The following is a 16,648-nucleotide window of genomic DNA, read 5'->3' on the forward strand; positions in this document are numbered from 1 at the left end:
CTCCACTGAAAAATGCTTTGCTTTAAATAAGGAGTGATGATAATGAGGCCATACAATCGCGTTTTAATTAAACTCAGCGGCGGCGCTCTCGCTGATCAAGATGGAAATAGTTTCGGTTCCAAACGTTTAGAACATATCGCAACTGAGATTTTATCAATTGTCGATTTAGGTATTGAAGTTTCTCTTGTCGTTGGCGGGGGTAACATATTCAGAGGCAATTTAGCTGAGGAATGGGGAATTGACCGCGTAGAAGCAGACAATATAGGCACATTAGGTACAATTATGAATAGCTTAATGCTACGCGGCGTACTCACAAGCAAGACAGATAAAGAAGTGCGCGTTATGACATCTATTCCGTTTACAGCGGTGGCAGAGCCCTATATTCGTTTACGGGCCGTTCACCATTTAGAAAAAGGATATATCGTCATCTTTGGCGGCGGTAACGGGCAACCGTTCGTTACTACGGATTACCCGAGCGTCCAGCGCGCAATTGAAATGAATAGCGATGCGATTTTAGTCGCAAAACAAGGTGTAGATGGCGTCTTCACAAGTGACCCAAAACGAAATAAGTCAGCAAAGATGTATCGTCATTTAAATTATAACGATGTTGTTCGGAACAACATTAAAGTGATGGACCAATCAGCCTTATTACTTGCTCGTGACTATCATTTACCAGCACATGTTTTTAACTTCGATGAACCAGGAGTTATGAAAAAAATATGTTTAGGTGAGCATATTGGCACGTTAATTAATCATGAGTTAACAGAACTCGTAGAAGAAAAGTAATTTTTTCAAGAATAACTCGAATGCAATACTGTGTTATAGGTGTGATATTTCAGCACACCTATACACTTTCTAAAAAGTAGTATCATAACGAATAACGCCCCCATTATCCACAATTCATGAAATACTCTTATGTTAACTACTACCAATACTATTGCTAAAATCACAAATTCTGAAATACAACCCTTGGAGCTTCAATATCATTATTCAGAAAAACTACATCTGCACATTGCTTTGGCGCGTGTTCTTCCCTATACATATGACAAGCCGCATGATATCTTTGTAAAAACATTTCCTCTGCCTTCTCCTTATTCCCAAAGGCTCTCGCTTCTCGACTCGAACCACGTTCTCTCGCGATTTCAAAATCTGTTTCTACAAATATTTTATAATCGAATAAATGTTGAAGCTCTTTTTTTAATAAAAAAGTACCATCTATTATAAATATCATATCTTTTGAAGCGAGCATGGGCTCTGTTTTCATATACATATCCGTTTCTAAATCATGTGATTTCATCACGTACCGCATATCTCCATCAGGCCCTAACGGAATCAATAATCGCTCAGTAAATGATTTATAATCATGAGCATCTTCATAATATCCTTTAGCTGATTCTTTTCCTTGTGAATATCTAATTGTCCTTGGATTGTGAAAATGATCTATACTCGCCCGAACGACTTTTCTTCCTTGCAAATGAATTTCTTTTTGTAACTCATTTGCAAATGTTGTTTTCCCAGATGCTGTTATACCGCTAACACCGACTCTTAATGGATGATCTAGTTTAAACATGAGTATGCGCTCTACAATCTCACGAATAGCAATTTGACGATTCAAATGCCAATCCTCCTTCAAACATCTATATTTATCCTTCAAAGAATATTTTAATGGAAAAATACGGTTCCGAGTGTGAAATATTATAGAATTTATTTTCGCTTTTTAAATGTTATATGGTTTGAACAGTTACAATAAAACTCGAACTAGCATTACTTTCCATAAGCTAATAATAGATATTATATGCCTAAATCGGAGGTTAGATCGAATTATTATTTTTGAATATCAGAAAATAAAAACAGAATATTAAAAACTTTTCGTTAGAATAAATATATTGAGATGATGATGCTTATTCAAAGGAGAAATTTGTTTCAAATTCATCATTTCACAAAAATTGCAGGAGGAGAAAAGGCATGGATTTACATATTACAAAAGAATTAAATACCACTAATAAAAAAAACATTAATAATAAACTTTATGAATATAATGTAAAGCATTTCCCAACAGATTTAAGGGGTAGATATCAGGAGATTCAGTTATTCCTTAAGGATGAAGACGCAAGGTTCGCGGGGGAATATTAGGTGAAATTTGCTGGAATTGGTTAGAGATTCATACTTTTATACTTGATGAAGACATACGCAAACTAGGTTATGGAACTAAACTTTTATTAGAAATCGAGCAAATAGCTTTAGAAAAGAATTGTGATTTCATAAAAGTAGATACTTTAAGTTTTCAAGCATTAGATTTTTATAAAAAGCACGGTTATCAAGTGTTTGGTGTCCTTGATCATGTCGGTAGAGACTTTCAGCATTACTATTTAAAAAAAGACTTATAGATGGTCATTTGAATTGGAAATAAAACGCTCTGAGTTTATTCTCTGAGCGTTTTTGAATGCTAATTCCTTCGTTATTTCTACTAAGAATTACGGTATTATTTCATTTACTATTTTGAATTTCATACTAACAATAAAAAATTTACACATTAATTCCCCATCCATTTTTATTATAAATAGTAATTAAACAGCCCTGCTATTTTTTCTTTACACTTCTCTAAAAATGATAACTTTTCAAAAAAGGATGAAGTGATTTCTTTCGAATCTTGAAAATCCTGCTCTAACGCATGATTCACTTGTTGAACCATTGGACCACCATATATATAGAAATCCATTTCATCATTAATATGAAAACTACGTGAAGTAAAATTCGTTGTTCCTATAACTATTGTTTCATTATCAATAAACATTAATTTCCCATGAAACATTCCTTTTTTATAACCATGTACAACCATCCCATTCTGCAATGACTGACGAATATATGGATACGCTGCTTCTTTTATAAGCGGGATATCCGGTTTATAAGACCAAAGTACCTTTACCGAGACACCACGTTTTCTTGCCTGAATTAAAGCATTCATAAGTTCTTTATCTCTCGGTATAAAATAAGATGTAGCAATTATGATAGAATCCTTCGCTTGTTTTATTAATTCCATATACTTCGCAACAACTTTATGTCCATTATAACTAGACATCGTATGTAGCGTTTTTCCTTTGATGTTAGGTGGAGCTGTTCTCGTAATTTCTTCTGAAGTATCTCGTTTCCAATCTAACGCAAACTGCTTTTCTAAATCATTCACTCCTTCTCCTTCCAAGCGCACATGATAATCTCGCCAATAGCCAAAGCGCTTGTCCTTCCCTAGGTATTCATTACCAATGTTAAATCCACCACTATATCCTATTTTCCCATCTATCGTTGTAATACGGCGGTGATTGCGATGGTGTAGTGAATAGAAAAAGAATGGAAAATCCGGCTTTCTACTATATGTAAAATGGATACCACTCGCTTTCAATTCCTTCGTAAGCTTTCTTTGGAATGATAAATCATTAATCCAATCGACCGATAAATATACCTCAACTCCTTCCTCTGCTTTTTCTTTCAACAAGTTTAAAAATGAATGACTGCTTTCATCATCAGAAATAATATAGAAAAATGTAAAAATAGAATGTTTCGCCTCTTTTATATCAGAAAACAGCTGCTTATATAACGGTTTTCCATCTACATACAACTGAAAATCACTATAATGAGGAGCATACTCTTTCGGTTGATTTTTCTCAGCCTCTATTTTTCTCCCCAGAGTTACATCAATATGCATCCAAGTACAGAGAAAAATTACTATGCTCACGATAATAAAAATAATACGTAATATCTTTTTCACCATTTCGTTTTCCTTCCGCACAAAATAATTGTCTTCAGATAGTATTTCAATAGAAATTATATTTTATGAACAATTACAAAAAAGGATGCAGCATTATACCGCACCCCTTTTATTAAATAAAATTCCTCGCATTATTATTTCTTCCAAACTTATAAATCGCAATTAAGAAGAATGCTATCGCAAAAGAGAATAAAATTAAAATGTTTAAATACAAATCAGAAAACGGTGTCCCTTGCTGCAATTTTGATATCGTATCTAATAACCATCGCTGCGGGAGGAAATCAGCTACTTTTTGTACTGCTTTCGGCATGATGTCATATGGAAAATAGCATCCAGCGAGCAAGCATGTTGGTACTATAACTATATTTTGCATCGCATTTGCAGCAGTTGAACTTTTCGAAAAAGACACAATGACTAATGACAAACCAATTGCGATTAAAGCAAATATCATAAGTACACCAATCATAACTATGAAAGGCATATTTATATTCGTATGAAAAACATTCATCATAAATAATATTGTAATTACAATTTGCATCGTTAATATCATCATATTCACTGAGACATTAGATAATATAAATTTCTTCCCATCTATCGGTGTTGATAGTAATCTAAAATACGTTCTATTCTCTTTTTCTTTCAAAATAAGTTCTGATAAATTTACTGCTGAAAATAACATAAACACAATAAGGAAACCAACTGTTTGATTCGTCATATCTTTATTTTTCGAAGTATCTTGAAGTGTCTCAGCTTTTAGCTTAAATGAACTTTTTTGATAGCCTGCATACAGGTTATCAAACATACTTTGATCATTCTGTGCTACTTTACTAATTGCAGTAATATTATCAATATAATTATACAAATACGATTTCATAAACCCCGTTACTTGATCACCTTTAATTGATGAAATCTCTATATGGCTCGGTTTACCCTTTCGAACACTTTCCGAAAAACCAGACTCTAGTGTAATAACACCATCAAGTTTTTTTGAAGTGAGTTTATCTTCCACTTCAGACTCCTTAATTTTACTTATCTTTACATGATTTAAACCTTCTAAAAATTTTACCGTATCATTTGCTATAGATTGATTTTCTTTATTTATAACCCCGATATTTAATGTACCTTGCCCTACATTTCCATATATCGAAAAGGAGATTAGCGTTCCTATTATCGGCAAACTAATAATAATAAGTAGTCCTTTTTTATTTTTCAAAAGCACAGATAATGTTTTTTGTATGAGCCATAAAATATCTTTCATACTATAGCCCCTCCCGTCTACGTAATGCAATGACCGCAATTAATAAAAAGAGTGCTGACATTCCAAAATTTAAAGAGATTACTGGCAGTGCGGCTCCTATGTCATTCGCATAAATAATTTTCATAATCGCTGTGTTCGCCCATGTTAATGGTGATAAATTGGTAACGACATTTTCTTCAACTACAAAATATGCCCCGCCAAAAATAGAAGCTAATTGCACAACAACCATAATAATCGCTTTAGATGCTTCACCTGTTTTTGTAATATACCCGATTCCTAAACCGAAGCTAATTGCTAGAAAGACCTCTGTTAGTAAAATAAGAAATACGATTCCAAGATGGTCACCCCAATTTGCTTGAAAAACAAATTTACTAAATAAAACAACGAGTAATAGACAAAGCGCATTCGCTACAAGACTACCGAGTATTTTTCCAATGAAAATTTCAGCTTTACTTATAGGTGCCGCAATTAAACGATCTCCTGTTTTACGTAACCGTTCCCCTCTTATTAAATAACTTGCACCCATTGCAGCGTACAGTGCTATCATGGTCGTCATTACAACCGCATAGTAATCCATAGAACCTGGTTTTTTAGCAGCTTGTAAAGACGTTTCTTTAATATAATCATTATGATTTCCGTTTGAAATAACTGCGCTAACCTTACTAGGGTCTACTTTCGCAACTTCAACTGCTACATTATACTTATCAACAAACGTAGTCAGCATTCCTTCAATAATACTTCCCTCGACACTACTTCTGTCACTTCCGTAAAATTTCGCACCATCTTTATTTAATTCCACATAAGCAGCATATTTATTTTGCTTCACTTCTGCTTTTCCATCTATACCTTCGGAAGCTTTCTTAAAGTGAATACCCGATTTACTTACTTCTTTCGCAAACGCTTCAAATGATTGAGAAAATGTACTACTCGCTTCATCTTTGTATAGCACCTGTATATCTTTAATAGAATGAATATCGCTATTAAATGCATTACTTAACGCTGTACCTAACACAAGCATAAGCACAATTGGAAATGCTAACATAATAACTAAAGTTCTTACGTCCCTGAAATCTCTTTTAATGTGCATAATTGCAATATTGAAGATATTCAATCGATGAACCTCCCTTTTCTCTTCTTCATATGACTTTATTTATCTCGTAAATTTCTCCCGGTCAATGTAAGGAACACCGTTTCTAAGTTAGGTGCCTGCTCCTCTAACGAGCGAATTTCAATGTCATGATTAATAAGGTGTTGAATAATTTTATTTAAATTATTCAATCCTGCATCAGAATTTACTTTAATTACGTTCTCCTCAATTTGAACAACTTTCACACCATTTATCTCTTTTAATTTTTCTACGTCTAGATTTTCTACTGACTTCACTTCAATCCAAATATTTTTCGTATCAGTAATAATTGCTTTTAACTGTTCTTTCGTACCTTCTGCAATCACTTTACCGTGATCTACAATCGCAATTTTTGTACAAATCTCCTCTACTTCTTCCATATAGTGACTCGTATAAATAATCGTACTTCCCATCTCATTTAATTTTCGGACAGACTGAAGAATGTAGTTTCTTGACTGCGGATCAATCCCAACTGTCGGCTCATCCATAATAATTAACTTCGGTCTATGCGCAATTGCACAAGCGATATTCAGCCTTCTTTTCATCCCGCCAGAAAAGTTTTTCGGATAACTTTTATATTTATCACTAAGCCCTACAAATTGAAGTGCTTCCTCTACTCTCGCTTTTAGTTCAGCACCTCTTAGTCCGTACAATCCAGCAAAAAATTTCACATTTTCATAGGCAGTTAGCTCCTCGTATATTGCTATATCTTGCGGAACAATGCCGATGTTCATTTTCGCAAATCGATTATGTTTCTTTATATTTTTTCCTAGTATGCTAATTTCACCTTCATTACTTCTTAACAAGCCAGCAATCATATTAATTGTTGTACTCTTACCAGCACCATTCGATCCTAAGAATCCAAATATTTCTCCTTCTTTAATTGATAAAGACATATTATCTACTGCGATGAAGTCACCAAATTTTTTCGTTAAATTTTTAACTTCCAATGTATTCATCATTTCACCCCTATTTCGATTTCTCTGCTGTTATTATAAACAAAAAAAATGAACCTGCTCAGTGCAGAAGTTCATTCTTTTCACATGAGAATATTCACTTTTTTCATATGAGATCATTCATTACAATCTTCATTTAGGAAATTGGTAATAGCGTCGTTACCGAGAAACCACTTGTTCCATCTACTATAACCGTTCCATTCACGGATGCAGTCCTTTCCTCCATCCCAATAATCCCAAGTCCTTTCTTCACACGAGGTGCCCCTTTTCCATTATCCTTCACTTGTACTTTCACCATCTTGTTAAGCACATGAATATCTATTGAAATAACGGTTGCCTCTGCATATTTCATTGCATTTGTTAATGCTTCCGTTACATTTTCTCCAATGACCTTCCATTGAATTGGAGAAATTGTATCTAAATTCCCTTTATACACAAACGGAATTTGTATTTCATGCTTACTCGCAAATTCATCTATGAATAATTTCATACGATGAATTCCAATTTGTTCAGTTGGTGGTTTCATATTTTTAAGGGTAATTCTGATACTTTCAATCCCATCTTTAGAAATATGAATCGCATTTTGCAATAACTCCGCAGCTTTCACTTTATCAATTTCCATTAACCTCTTTGCGGCTTCCATTTGAATCAGTGCGCCTGTCATCGAGTGACCAATTTTATCATGAATTTCTTGTGATAACCTGTTTCTCTCTTCTAACTTAAATGTGTATTCTGATTGCCTTATGTACTCTTTATTTTCATTTAAACTTTTTGTGAGCCGTTGCATATCTTTTCGCATCTTATCATTTTGCATTTCCAATTTAAGTAAGCGACCTATATAACGATCTGCTATCGTTAAAGCGAGAAAACAAAATGCGCTAATGAGCCCATATGTCATTTGAATATCATCACCTATAAAAATGATGGGAAGGATCATTATGAAAAAGATTGGCCACTTCTTTTCTATGTAATAACTTACGACTTCGTATAAGTTCAAAGGTAAAAACAAAATATAAGATGGATGAACCTTCCATGTAAATAGTATGACTACACCTATTGACGCACAGATTAATGCTTTTTTATACGGATCTTCCTTTAATATAGCAATCGTCACGTTTACAGAAAGATATAAAAGTAACGTAAATATAACCCACGGTAAGTTCGTAACATTTGAGTGAATGTAACTAAACACAATATATAAAAAGACAATGAATTTACTTACAGTTAACCAAAATTCCATAATATTAATCTACTTTTCCTGTTAAATAATAAATCGCAATTTGCGTGCGATGTTCAAGTCCAGTTTTCCCTAAAATAGAGGTAATATAATTTGCAATCGTTCCTTCTGATATGAAAAGTTGCTTCGAAATTTCTTTATTAGAGAACCCTTTTGCTATTAATGCGATAATACTAAGTTCCCTTTCTGTAAAAAGGCTCTTATCTATTTTAGACTCTTCTTCTTTACTTTCCATTAAATTACTCTTAATTTTATCAAGAACTACATCTTGCATAACAGTTTGTCCGTTATATACCCCTTTTATTGCATCACGAATACGCTCCGGATCGCTATTTTTTAATAAATAACCTTTCGCTCCGTTTTTTACTGCCTCTAAAATATATTCATCATCATCAAACGTCGTTAAAATAAGCGGTTTCGTTTTCGTCTCTTCACAAATTAACTTCGTCGCCTCTACCCCATTCATGTTCGGCATACGAACATCTAAAAGCGCAATATCAACTTCATATTTTTCACAATACGCTACAGCTTCTTTTCCATCATTTACAGTATCTAATACTTCGAACTCTTCATATGTATTTAAAATAATTTTCATGCCTTCTCTAATAAACGAGTTATCATCGGCTATCAATATTTTTATTTTCATATTTGTTAGTAGATACCTTCCCCTCTACTAACATTCACATCCTTTCTCTATGTAACATTTCTCTATTGCTTATTATATACTGCTCTAAGTTATTTTTTTACATTTTTGAAATGGTTTGTTCACACAAAATATATTATTCTTTTTTTTAATAGGTGCAGGGTAACTAAGTATCCTATACGTCTATTTAATAGAATACGCAAAAAGGAGGGAGAGAACGATTGAAGAAAAACAATTAATAAAAAAGCACAACAAGGAAATGAACAAGCAAACGACATTCCAGATATACAACACAGTATCCCCGATTCCATAAAAAAACTTGTTATTGATACGAATAATACTCCTCTTACAATCGAAAGTAGTAACATAGACAAGGTGCATTTATTCGACACTTACCATATAACAATAAATAAAAACGAAAAACACAAATTAAAACAAGAAGATTTTCTTTCTATGAAAACAGTCGGTGAAACAATGTACATTACGCTAAAACAGCTACCTGTTAATCAGAAATTCTTTGCATCACAATCAAGTATGATAGCAACGCTCGTTCTTCCGTAGAAATTCGAAAATCAGAGAGAGAACCCTCTCTTTATCCAGGACAATTACAAAGCAATTGGTCTGTACAAGAAGGTCAAAACATATCTGTCTACCTTGCGAAAAATAGCGATATAACACTATCAGCATTCACCAGCCAACAAGAATCTGAAGGCACTATAGGATGGGACAGCATAGAAGAATTAACAAAAAAAGAGAATCATTCTTCAGAAGAACATCCTGATACAAACAAGCAAGGACAATGGTATAAAAATACATTAAAGATTGGGAACGGTGCTCATCATTTATATATCAAAAAAGCTTATAATTTAAATGTTAATGTTCTTGAAAATTAAAAATCTATAATCAAAAACCTTTCACATTTGTTATATCATGTAAAAGGTTTTTGATTTGTTTTTTATAATTAATATAACCTATCTTCAGCTTATATCACAGCCTTCAATCCTTCTAACGCCAACCCAATCATAAATCCACAAACAGCACCGTTCACTCGAATCCACTGCAAATCTTTGCCGACGTTATTTTCAATCATTTCGATTAATGTTTGATCATCTAACTTATCAAGATTTTCTTGGACAAGCTTTCCAATCTTAGAATGATTATTTTCAACAAGATTAACAATTTGCTTTTGCAACCAGTCCTCTATTTTTTGAACTGTTACTGGATCTTCTTTCACTTTGTTCATTTGTTTCGTTAAAAATGGGAGAAGATATTGATCTGCAAATTCTTCTTTTTTAATAAAAGCAACTGCCTTTTCTTGTGCTTGTCCTAACAATTCTTTTATTTTTTCAGCAGCATTCCAATCTGTGATCCAGTTTTCTTTCCACTTTTCTAGTTCTCGTAATACTGCTTCATTTTCCTTAACATTCATAAGTTCTTGACGAATTTTCATTAATATAAGCTGTCTTGTACTATTATCAGTATCCTGCAAACTACTTATGTTACTAATAACAAACCTCTGTAAAATCCTCCCAATTTTGTCTTCATCCACAATATTCATGAACGATTTAAGAGTAAACTGCAAAAATCCATCTACCTTTATATTTTCCATCGCTTTCATTCCCAAGCTCCCAAGCTGATAACGCGCCTCCTCTTGGGCTGTCCACTCTTTCGCCTTGACTAACATATAATCAAGTGTTTTTTCATCATATTCTTGTACAACTAATTGATCAATTAGGACTTGCAGTATGTTTCCTGTATTAATCGTATGTAAATACGTTTTCAATTCTTTTTCAATTACAGTAGCTAACTTTTCAGTATTCATTTGAAGAATTGCTTTTTCAGCAATTGTCACAATCCCTTTTTTTACAGTATCCGATTGCATCTCTCTTTCAGCGATTTGTAACACCATTTGCACCAACTGCATTTCTTTCACTTTACCTGTTATGCTTTCTTTCGTCAGCCACTCATTTTCCAGTGTAGAAATAAGCCCTTTTGTAACACGTTTCCGATTTTTAGGAAGCAGTGCTGTATGCGGAATTGGAATACCTATGGGATGGCGAAATAACGCTGTAACTGCAAACCAATCAGCCAGTCCACCTACTAATCCCGCTTCAAATCCACCCTGTACAATTGCTCCTATCATTGAACCTTGGAATGGTATAGTCGCCGCAAACCCTACTCCCATCACCCCAAGTGAAATACCCGCTAAATATTTTGACTGTAATGACATTGTATATACACATCCTCTTATTATGTAAAATGAAGCTTCTTCATTATATTCAATCCATATTCGTAACTCTTTTTATTTTATAAAAGTTTATATCTATACTATAATGAACCTAGTTAAAAATAACAAAGAATTTTAGTATTTATTAGAATGACTCATTAGATATACAGTAAATTGAACTGATTTTCATATAATCTTAGAGGTAATTTTATTTAAATAAAAAAGATGAGGCCATCCAAGCCTCATCTTTTTTTACTTCTTTTCCTCTAACGTTAAATCCGAACCCTTTTGATAATATTGCATCATCACTTCTTCAGGAACCATGCTACCACCAGTTCCCCAAACGATGTGTGTACCTTTTCTTGCTTTTTCTGTTAAATGATGCTTTTGCAAATACTCTTTTTCTTCTTTACATAATTTAACCGGTCCAATCATCCCTGCTAGTGCAGAAGGCTCTAAGTAGATTTTTTCTGTATCAGCAAGCTCTTTTAACAACTTATATAACTCTTCATCGCTAACTGTGTAACTCCCACTTAAAAATGGTTCCATCGTTTTGCCAACAAATCCAGATGGTCTTCCTACCGCAAGACCATCCGCATCTGTTACATTATCGATACCAATATCTTGAACCGCAATTTTATCATGAAGCCCAGTCATTAAACCAAGTAACATACATGGTGAATGAGCAGGCTCTGCAAAGAAACAATGAACATTGTCTTTATACAATAACTTTAAGCCAAATGCTACTCCTCCAGGTCCACCACCTACCCCGCACGGAAGGTAAACGAATAAAGGATGTTCTTCATCTACTACAATTTCTAACTCTTCTAACTGTTTTTGCAATCGAGATGCTGCCACCGCGTACCCTAAAAATAAATCATGCGAATTTTCATCATCAACAAAATAGCAATGAGGGTCTGCCTCTGCTTGCAATCTCCCCTCTTCTACCGCTTTACTATAATCCGCTTCATATTCAATAACCGTTACATTTTTACTTCTTAGTAAATCTTTTTTCCATTGTTTCGCATCAGCTGACATGTGAACAGTTACATTAAAGCCTAACTTAGCACTCATAATGCCGATACTAAGCCCTAAATTCCCAGTTGATCCTACCGCAATAGAATACTCTGCGAAAAAGTCTCTAAATCTATCACTATCTAAAATTGAATAATCATCTTGCTCCGTTAACATTTCGTGCTGAAAAGCTAATTCTTCTGCATGTTTCAACACTTCATAAATGCCACCTCTAGCCTTGATTGAGCCTGATATCGGAAGGTGACTATCACATTTTAATACTATTTCTCCCAATAGAGGTTGCCCGTAATTTTTCTCCAAAGAATGTTTCATAGAAGGTATTCTCACTAAAGGAGATTCTATAATCCCATTCGTTCCTTTCGTTTCTGGGAATACTTTTGCAATATATGGTGCGAAACGCTTTAATCTCTCTTCAGCACCTTTTACATCATCCTCCGCAAGCGGAGAGGCTTGTATCGCTGTTTGGAAATTTCCAACGTTCGGATTCACCCAAAATATTTCTTCTAATGAAATTAGATTGTTTAATAGTGGATATTGTTCTTTCAATTCCTCTATTCCCTTCATTTCTCTTCCTCCTCATGTCCTTGTAGCCAGCTGTATAATAAATTATAATTAAATTAATTTTAATACAGTTTAACATAAAATCGTATTTTCGTTAATTAAAATTTAATTTTTTTAAATATAATTAAATACCCAGTAAGGAGAATTTATCATGGAAAATATAGATATCGGTAAAAAGATCGAAAAACAACGAAAAGCCAAAGGTTTGAGTAGTAAAGAACTAGCAAATATGGCTGAAATTACGCCGTCTATGCTAAGTCAAATTGAACGTGGTTCCGCTAATCCTTCCATTCAAACATTGAAAGTATTAGCTAAAGCTCTTGATGTTCCAACATTTAGTTTTTTACTTGAAGAAACAAATACAGACGATCTAATCGTACGTTCCAATAAACGTAAAAAAATGATTATTGATAATTTATCCTATGAATTGTTATCACCAGATTTCACAGGAAATTTAGCAACAGCAATTATGACTGTGCCTCCGAACACTTCTTCCTCGGAAAATCTTCTAGAGCATAAAGGAGAAGAATTAGCATTTGTTTTAGACGGGAAAATTACGGTGTATTTAGGTGAAGAAGAGTATATATTAGAAACTGGTGATAGTGTCAAAATACCAGCGTATTTAAAACATAAATGGATAAATAATTTTAATCAAAATGCAGTTGTCTTATTTTCAGTTACCCCACCTATCTTCTAATACATTCAGCTCAAAACATAGTAAAAGGGCAATACATAAATAATATGTATTGCCCTTCTTTTTTGAAGCAACGTACTTATGATATAGTCAGAGATTCGACAATCGGTCCAAGCACACGCACTGGCAAAAATGTTAGTACATTGATTATAAATAAGAAAATGCCGGTTCATACAATCCATAAAAACAGCAATAACAAAGAAATTAGGCGGAAGACGGTCGCTCGCAAAAGTCCGATTGGTGAGGGCTAATAATCAGTGGGGAGGATGAAGCCCCCTACTGATTAAAGTTTCACTTTATTTTTTGGAAGTAACACAATCCCTGCACTAATCACAACAAAAATAAGTAACTGCTGCATAGACAGACCAAATAATAACGGAACTTGCTCACTTATAAGCGAAATAAAAATATGGGCAGTTCCTTCTACAATTAGAAAATAACTTATGTACTTTCTAGTTCCTAGCCTCTCTTTTTGTACCCACAACCATCCCGTGATACAGATTGCTATAATGATTTCATACATGTATATAGGATGATAAGAAAACTTTGAATCATAAAGTTTCATTCCCCACGGCATTGTTGTCTGCAAACCAACCTTTTGATGGAATAAAAAATAGAAAATGATGATGCTTCCTATTCCAAATGGAAGTATGTCTAATAAAATAGAAAGCGAGTAATCAACCTTTTTACTGCGCCATACAATATATCCGCTTGCAATGAAACAACCAATTATAATGTGCTGAGTACTCCCTACAGCTAATAACGCTTGCCATGGCGATTGAAAAGCCCACCCTGGATTCAAAATTACTGGTGCGAATTTCCATGTTAAAATAATGATTAAAAATCCATTTGTTATGGCATCCATCATTCTTTCATATAAAAGACCTTGACTTTTCATTTTTAATTTCATGAACATGAGTCCAAACAAACTTCCCACTATGGGAGAAATCGGCTGTATTTTTATCATCCAGTCCATCATCCTGTGAACTCCTTTTACTGCTCAATCAATTGTTTAAATTTCTTTTCCAATTGATCCGGGGGTAATACTCCGCGTGCTTGGTCTACAATAATTCCATCTTTATCAACAAAAAACGTTGTTGGTAATGAAAAAACTTTATAATCAAGCCCAGCCACTCCATCCATGTCTAGTAAAACAGGAAACTTAAATCCGAAACGATCCGCAAACGCCTTTGCCTCTTGTACTGGATCACTAACCGTTGCATTCACCGCAAAAATTTCGATTTCTCCTTTATATTTATCATAAAGATGTACTAAGTCCGGTGCTTCCATTTCACATGGCCCACACCACGATGCCCAAAAGTTAATAATATACGGTTTCCCTTTTGCATCATTTAATGAATACAGCTTTCCATCTAGTCCTTTCAGTGTAATTTTCGGTGCCTTAAATCCTACTTGAGGCAATACTTCTTTCTCTTGCAGTGCCGATTGTTTCGCTTTCCTTTCTTTTTCTTTTTGTTTAGAATTATAAAAGTTAACTCCAGCCCAAATAAATGCTCCAGCCAGTATAATTGCAATTAGTTTTTTCACGTTCTTTCCCCCTATTTTTAAAATCCTGTAAATCCATCAAATAATCTGATAAAGAATGCTGTTATTTTCGTCATTTGGTTCGTATAAAGTAAAATACCTGTCAAAACCATCATGCTACCGCCAATTTTCATCATGACACCCGCATATGTAACGATCCATTTGACCTTACCTATAAAAAATGCCATGACAAAGAACGGAACCGCAAATCCAAGTGTATAAGCTGTAATATAAAGAAGCGCCTCATCTGGGTTAGTTGCACCAAGCATTAATACTGCAGAGAATATTGGTCCCACGCATGGTGTCCATCCAGCTGCATATGTCATGCCAACAAAAATAGAACGAATATATCCAGTTGATTTACTTTTATAATGAAATTTCTTTTCAGACATAAGCCATTTCGGTTGAATGAGCCCTGTCATAAATAAACCCATGATGATAATAAAGATTCCACCGATTTGTTGAATGAGTCTTTGATTGGATGAAAATGTTACACCAATCCAACTTACAGATAAACCTAATGCATAAAATATAACGGAAAAACCTATTATAAAGAACAATGTGTGCATCAGTGCTGTTTTTTGCATCATACCGCGTTTTTCTTTTAAATCTTGAATAGAAACACCTGTAATATACGATAAATAAGATGGATATAGTGGCAGCGAACAGGGTGATACAAACGAAAGAATCCCTGCGCCTACTACAAGCCATATCGTTAAGTCTGCTGCGTTCATTTTACTCCTCCAAAAAAACACTACATAAAGTAGTGTTCAATATAAAAAAAAGAGGCTATATGCACTCTCCGATAATAAGTACAAACGAAATGAGAAATAGCCCCATTGTCACATAAACAGAATTTGTATATAACGGCATCTTGAGCTTTATAGATGACTGGCTAATGATTTGCTCTACACGTAAATTGATTGCTGTCTTCGCAAAAGAAGCTGTTATAAACGGATTAGATGCTGTTTTTATTTTCATTAATTTCAATAACGCGCTACCTAACTCAAACGATGATTTCATTTGATCCATCGCATATTTGTCCGCCAATAGCTCCTGATACGTATGATAGCGCTGTAACATACCTTTCAATACTGGAATATACATCATTCCTTCAGCTAACACCGTAAAAAGAAACAATTTTAACGGATCACGATTTTTTTGGTGATATTCTTCATGCAAAACAATCGCATCAATTTCTTCGTCTGTAAATGATTGAAACACACCTTCCGAAAGAACAATCTGCGGTTGAATCAATCCAATTGTAAATGCCGTAACTTCTAATGACGGCAGCAAGTACATTTGTTTCCCTTTACGAGTAATCTCAACTAAATTTCGCTTTAATTTTTTGCTATAGAAAAACTGCCTCCATACTCTTTTACACACAACAAATAAGGTGAATACTAGCAAACCTCCCATTACAATGCGAATAATTGATAACTCCCTCATATGTTTTTGCAATTCAAAGAGACAAAACTGTGATAGAAAAAATACCTTATTTCCGAAGAAAAATGGATATGTAACGTAGTACACTAACATACCGAAAAAGAGAATACTAATGATGCTTGCAAACAATACTAATTTTCGTATTTGCCACTTCATC

15 protein-coding genes and 1 pseudogene are annotated in these 16,648 nt (G+C 34.0%); 3 read left to right on the forward strand and 13 right to left on the reverse strand.

The window, feature by feature from the left end:
* The first annotated feature begins 42 nt into the window (after window positions 1–42).
* Complete coding sequence (gene pyrH, locus HRG09_RS18025; RefSeq protein ID WP_174102262.1) at window positions 43–786, forward strand: UMP kinase; 744 nt, start codon at window positions 43–45, stop codon at window positions 784–786.
* A 160-nt stretch (window positions 787–946) separates the two neighbouring features.
* Here pyrH and HRG09_RS18030 read toward each other — a convergent pair whose 3' ends face one another.
* Window positions 947–1,615, reverse strand: coding sequence for a nucleoside/nucleotide kinase family protein (locus HRG09_RS18030; RefSeq protein ID WP_174102263.1), 669 nt, complete (start codon window positions 1,613–1,615; stop codon window positions 947–949).
* Between the two features lie 350 nt (window positions 1,616–1,965).
* On the opposite strand from HRG09_RS18030, the pseudogene HRG09_RS18035 reads away from it, so the two are divergent.
* Window positions 1,966–2,387: pseudogene (locus tag HRG09_RS18035) on the forward strand (GNAT family N-acetyltransferase).
* A gap of 167 nt (window positions 2,388–2,554) precedes the next feature.
* Here HRG09_RS18035 and HRG09_RS18040 read toward each other — a convergent pair.
* The 8 genes from HRG09_RS18040 to HRG09_RS18080 form a co-directional block, all read right to left on the reverse strand.
* Window positions 2,555–3,766, reverse strand: coding sequence for a phospholipase D-like domain-containing protein (locus HRG09_RS18040; RefSeq protein WP_174102264.1), 1,212 nt, complete (start codon window positions 3,764–3,766; stop codon window positions 2,555–2,557).
* 109 nt (window positions 3,767–3,875) lie between these two features.
* Window positions 3,876–5,021, reverse strand: coding sequence for an ABC transporter permease (locus HRG09_RS18045; RefSeq protein WP_174102265.1), 1,146 nt, complete (start codon window positions 5,019–5,021; stop codon window positions 3,876–3,878).
* Between the two features lies 1 nt (window position 5,022).
* On the reverse strand, window positions 5,023–6,132 hold the full coding sequence (locus tag HRG09_RS18050; protein ID WP_174102266.1) for an ABC transporter permease: 1,110 nt from the start codon (window positions 6,130–6,132) through the stop codon (window positions 5,023–5,025).
* Between the two features lie 35 nt (window positions 6,133–6,167).
* Window positions 6,168–7,106: an ABC transporter ATP-binding protein gene (locus HRG09_RS18055; protein ID WP_174102267.1), complete on the reverse strand. Its 939-nt coding sequence runs from the start codon at window positions 7,104–7,106 to the stop codon at window positions 6,168–6,170.
* Window positions 7,107–7,239: 133 nt separating this feature from the next.
* Window positions 7,240–8,343: a sensor histidine kinase gene (locus tag HRG09_RS18060; protein WP_174102268.1), complete on the reverse strand. Its 1,104-nt coding sequence runs from the start codon at window positions 8,341–8,343 to the stop codon at window positions 7,240–7,242.
* A gap of 4 nt (window positions 8,344–8,347) precedes the next feature.
* Complete coding sequence (locus HRG09_RS18065; RefSeq protein ID WP_174102269.1) at window positions 8,348–8,986, reverse strand: response regulator transcription factor; 639 nt, start codon at window positions 8,984–8,986, stop codon at window positions 8,348–8,350.
* A 979-nt stretch (window positions 8,987–9,965) separates the two neighbouring features.
* A complete protein-coding gene (locus HRG09_RS18075) occupies window positions 9,966–11,213 on the reverse strand; it encodes a DUF445 domain-containing protein (RefSeq protein WP_174102270.1) in 1,248 nt (415 codons plus the stop codon).
* Between the two features lie 249 nt (window positions 11,214–11,462).
* Window positions 11,463–12,809, reverse strand: coding sequence for a D-serine ammonia-lyase (locus tag HRG09_RS18080; RefSeq protein ID WP_174102271.1), 1,347 nt, complete (start codon window positions 12,807–12,809; stop codon window positions 11,463–11,465).
* Window positions 12,810–12,957: 148 nt separating this feature from the next.
* Here HRG09_RS18080 and HRG09_RS18085 point away from each other — a divergent pair, with 148 nt between their 5' ends.
* The gene (locus HRG09_RS18085) at window positions 12,958–13,503 is read left to right on the forward strand and encodes a helix-turn-helix domain-containing protein (RefSeq protein ID WP_174102272.1); all 546 of its coding nucleotides are present in this window, start codon (window positions 12,958–12,960) and stop codon (window positions 13,501–13,503) included.
* 280 nt (window positions 13,504–13,783) lie between these two features.
* Here the strand turns inward: HRG09_RS18085 and HRG09_RS18090 are convergent, their stop codons facing one another.
* Genes HRG09_RS18090 through HRG09_RS18105 form a run of 4 tightly spaced genes read right to left on the reverse strand, consistent with a single transcriptional unit; the run spans window position 13,784 to window position 16,647 of the window.
* Window positions 13,784–14,479 carry a prolipoprotein diacylglyceryl transferase family protein gene (locus HRG09_RS18090; protein WP_174102273.1) on the reverse strand — a complete coding sequence of 232 codons (696 nt, stop codon included), beginning with the start codon at window positions 14,477–14,479 and terminating at the stop codon, window positions 13,784–13,786.
* Window positions 14,480–14,493: 14 nt separating this feature from the next.
* Window positions 14,494–15,048 (reverse strand): TlpA family protein disulfide reductase, encoded by a 555-nt coding sequence (locus HRG09_RS18095; protein ID WP_174102274.1) that lies wholly within the window; start codon window positions 15,046–15,048, stop codon window positions 14,494–14,496.
* A 17-nt stretch (window positions 15,049–15,065) separates the two neighbouring features.
* Window positions 15,066–15,779 (reverse strand): cytochrome c biogenesis CcdA family protein, encoded by a 714-nt coding sequence (locus HRG09_RS18100; RefSeq protein WP_174102275.1) that lies wholly within the window; start codon window positions 15,777–15,779, stop codon window positions 15,066–15,068.
* A 55-nt stretch (window positions 15,780–15,834) separates the two neighbouring features.
* Window positions 15,835–16,647, reverse strand: a complete 813-nt coding sequence (locus HRG09_RS18105; protein ID WP_174102276.1) for a M56 family metallopeptidase — start codon at window positions 16,645–16,647, stop codon at window positions 15,835–15,837.
* Between the last annotated feature and the right edge of the window lies 1 nt (window position 16,648).

The organism is Bacillus sp. Xin1, from assembly GCF_013314535.1.
Classification (GTDB): Bacteria; Bacillota; Bacilli; order Bacillales; family Bacillaceae_G; genus Bacillus_A.

Bases quoted from the DNA above. Each gene is read 5' to 3' on its own strand.
- pyrH (WP_174102262.1), top strand. From the start codon at position 43: ATGAGGCCATACAATCGCGTTTTAATTAAACTCAGCGGCGGCGCTCTC.
- HRG09_RS18040 (WP_174102264.1), bottom strand. From the start codon at position 3,766: ATGGTGAAAAAGATATTACGTATTATTTTTATTATCGTGAGCATAGTA.
- HRG09_RS18045 (WP_174102265.1), bottom strand. From the start codon at position 5,021: ATGAAAGATATTTTATGGCTCATACAAAAAACATTATCTGTGCTTTTG.
- HRG09_RS18055 (WP_174102267.1), bottom strand. From the start codon at position 7,106: ATGAATACATTGGAAGTTAAAAATTTAACGAAAAAATTTGGTGACTTC.
- HRG09_RS18060 (WP_174102268.1), bottom strand. From the start codon at position 8,343: ATGGAATTTTGGTTAACTGTAAGTAAATTCATTGTCTTTTTATATATT.
- HRG09_RS18065 (WP_174102269.1), bottom strand. From the start codon at position 8,986: ATGAAAATAAAAATATTGATAGCCGATGATAACTCGTTTATTAGAGAA.
- HRG09_RS18075 (WP_174102270.1), bottom strand. From the start codon at position 11,213: ATGTCATTACAGTCAAAATATTTAGCGGGTATTTCACTTGGGGTGATG.
- HRG09_RS18080 (WP_174102271.1), bottom strand. From the start codon at position 12,809: ATGAAGGGAATAGAGGAATTGAAAGAACAATATCCACTATTAAACAAT.
- HRG09_RS18085 (WP_174102272.1), top strand. From the start codon at position 12,958: ATGGAAAATATAGATATCGGTAAAAAGATCGAAAAACAACGAAAAGCC.
- HRG09_RS18090 (WP_174102273.1), bottom strand. From the start codon at position 14,479: ATGATGGACTGGATGATAAAAATACAGCCGATTTCTCCCATAGTGGGA.
- HRG09_RS18100 (WP_174102275.1), bottom strand. From the start codon at position 15,779: ATGAACGCAGCAGACTTAACGATATGGCTTGTAGTAGGCGCAGGGATT.
- HRG09_RS18105 (WP_174102276.1), bottom strand. From the start codon at position 16,647: ATGAAGTGGCAAATACGAAAATTAGTATTGTTTGCAAGCATCATTAGT.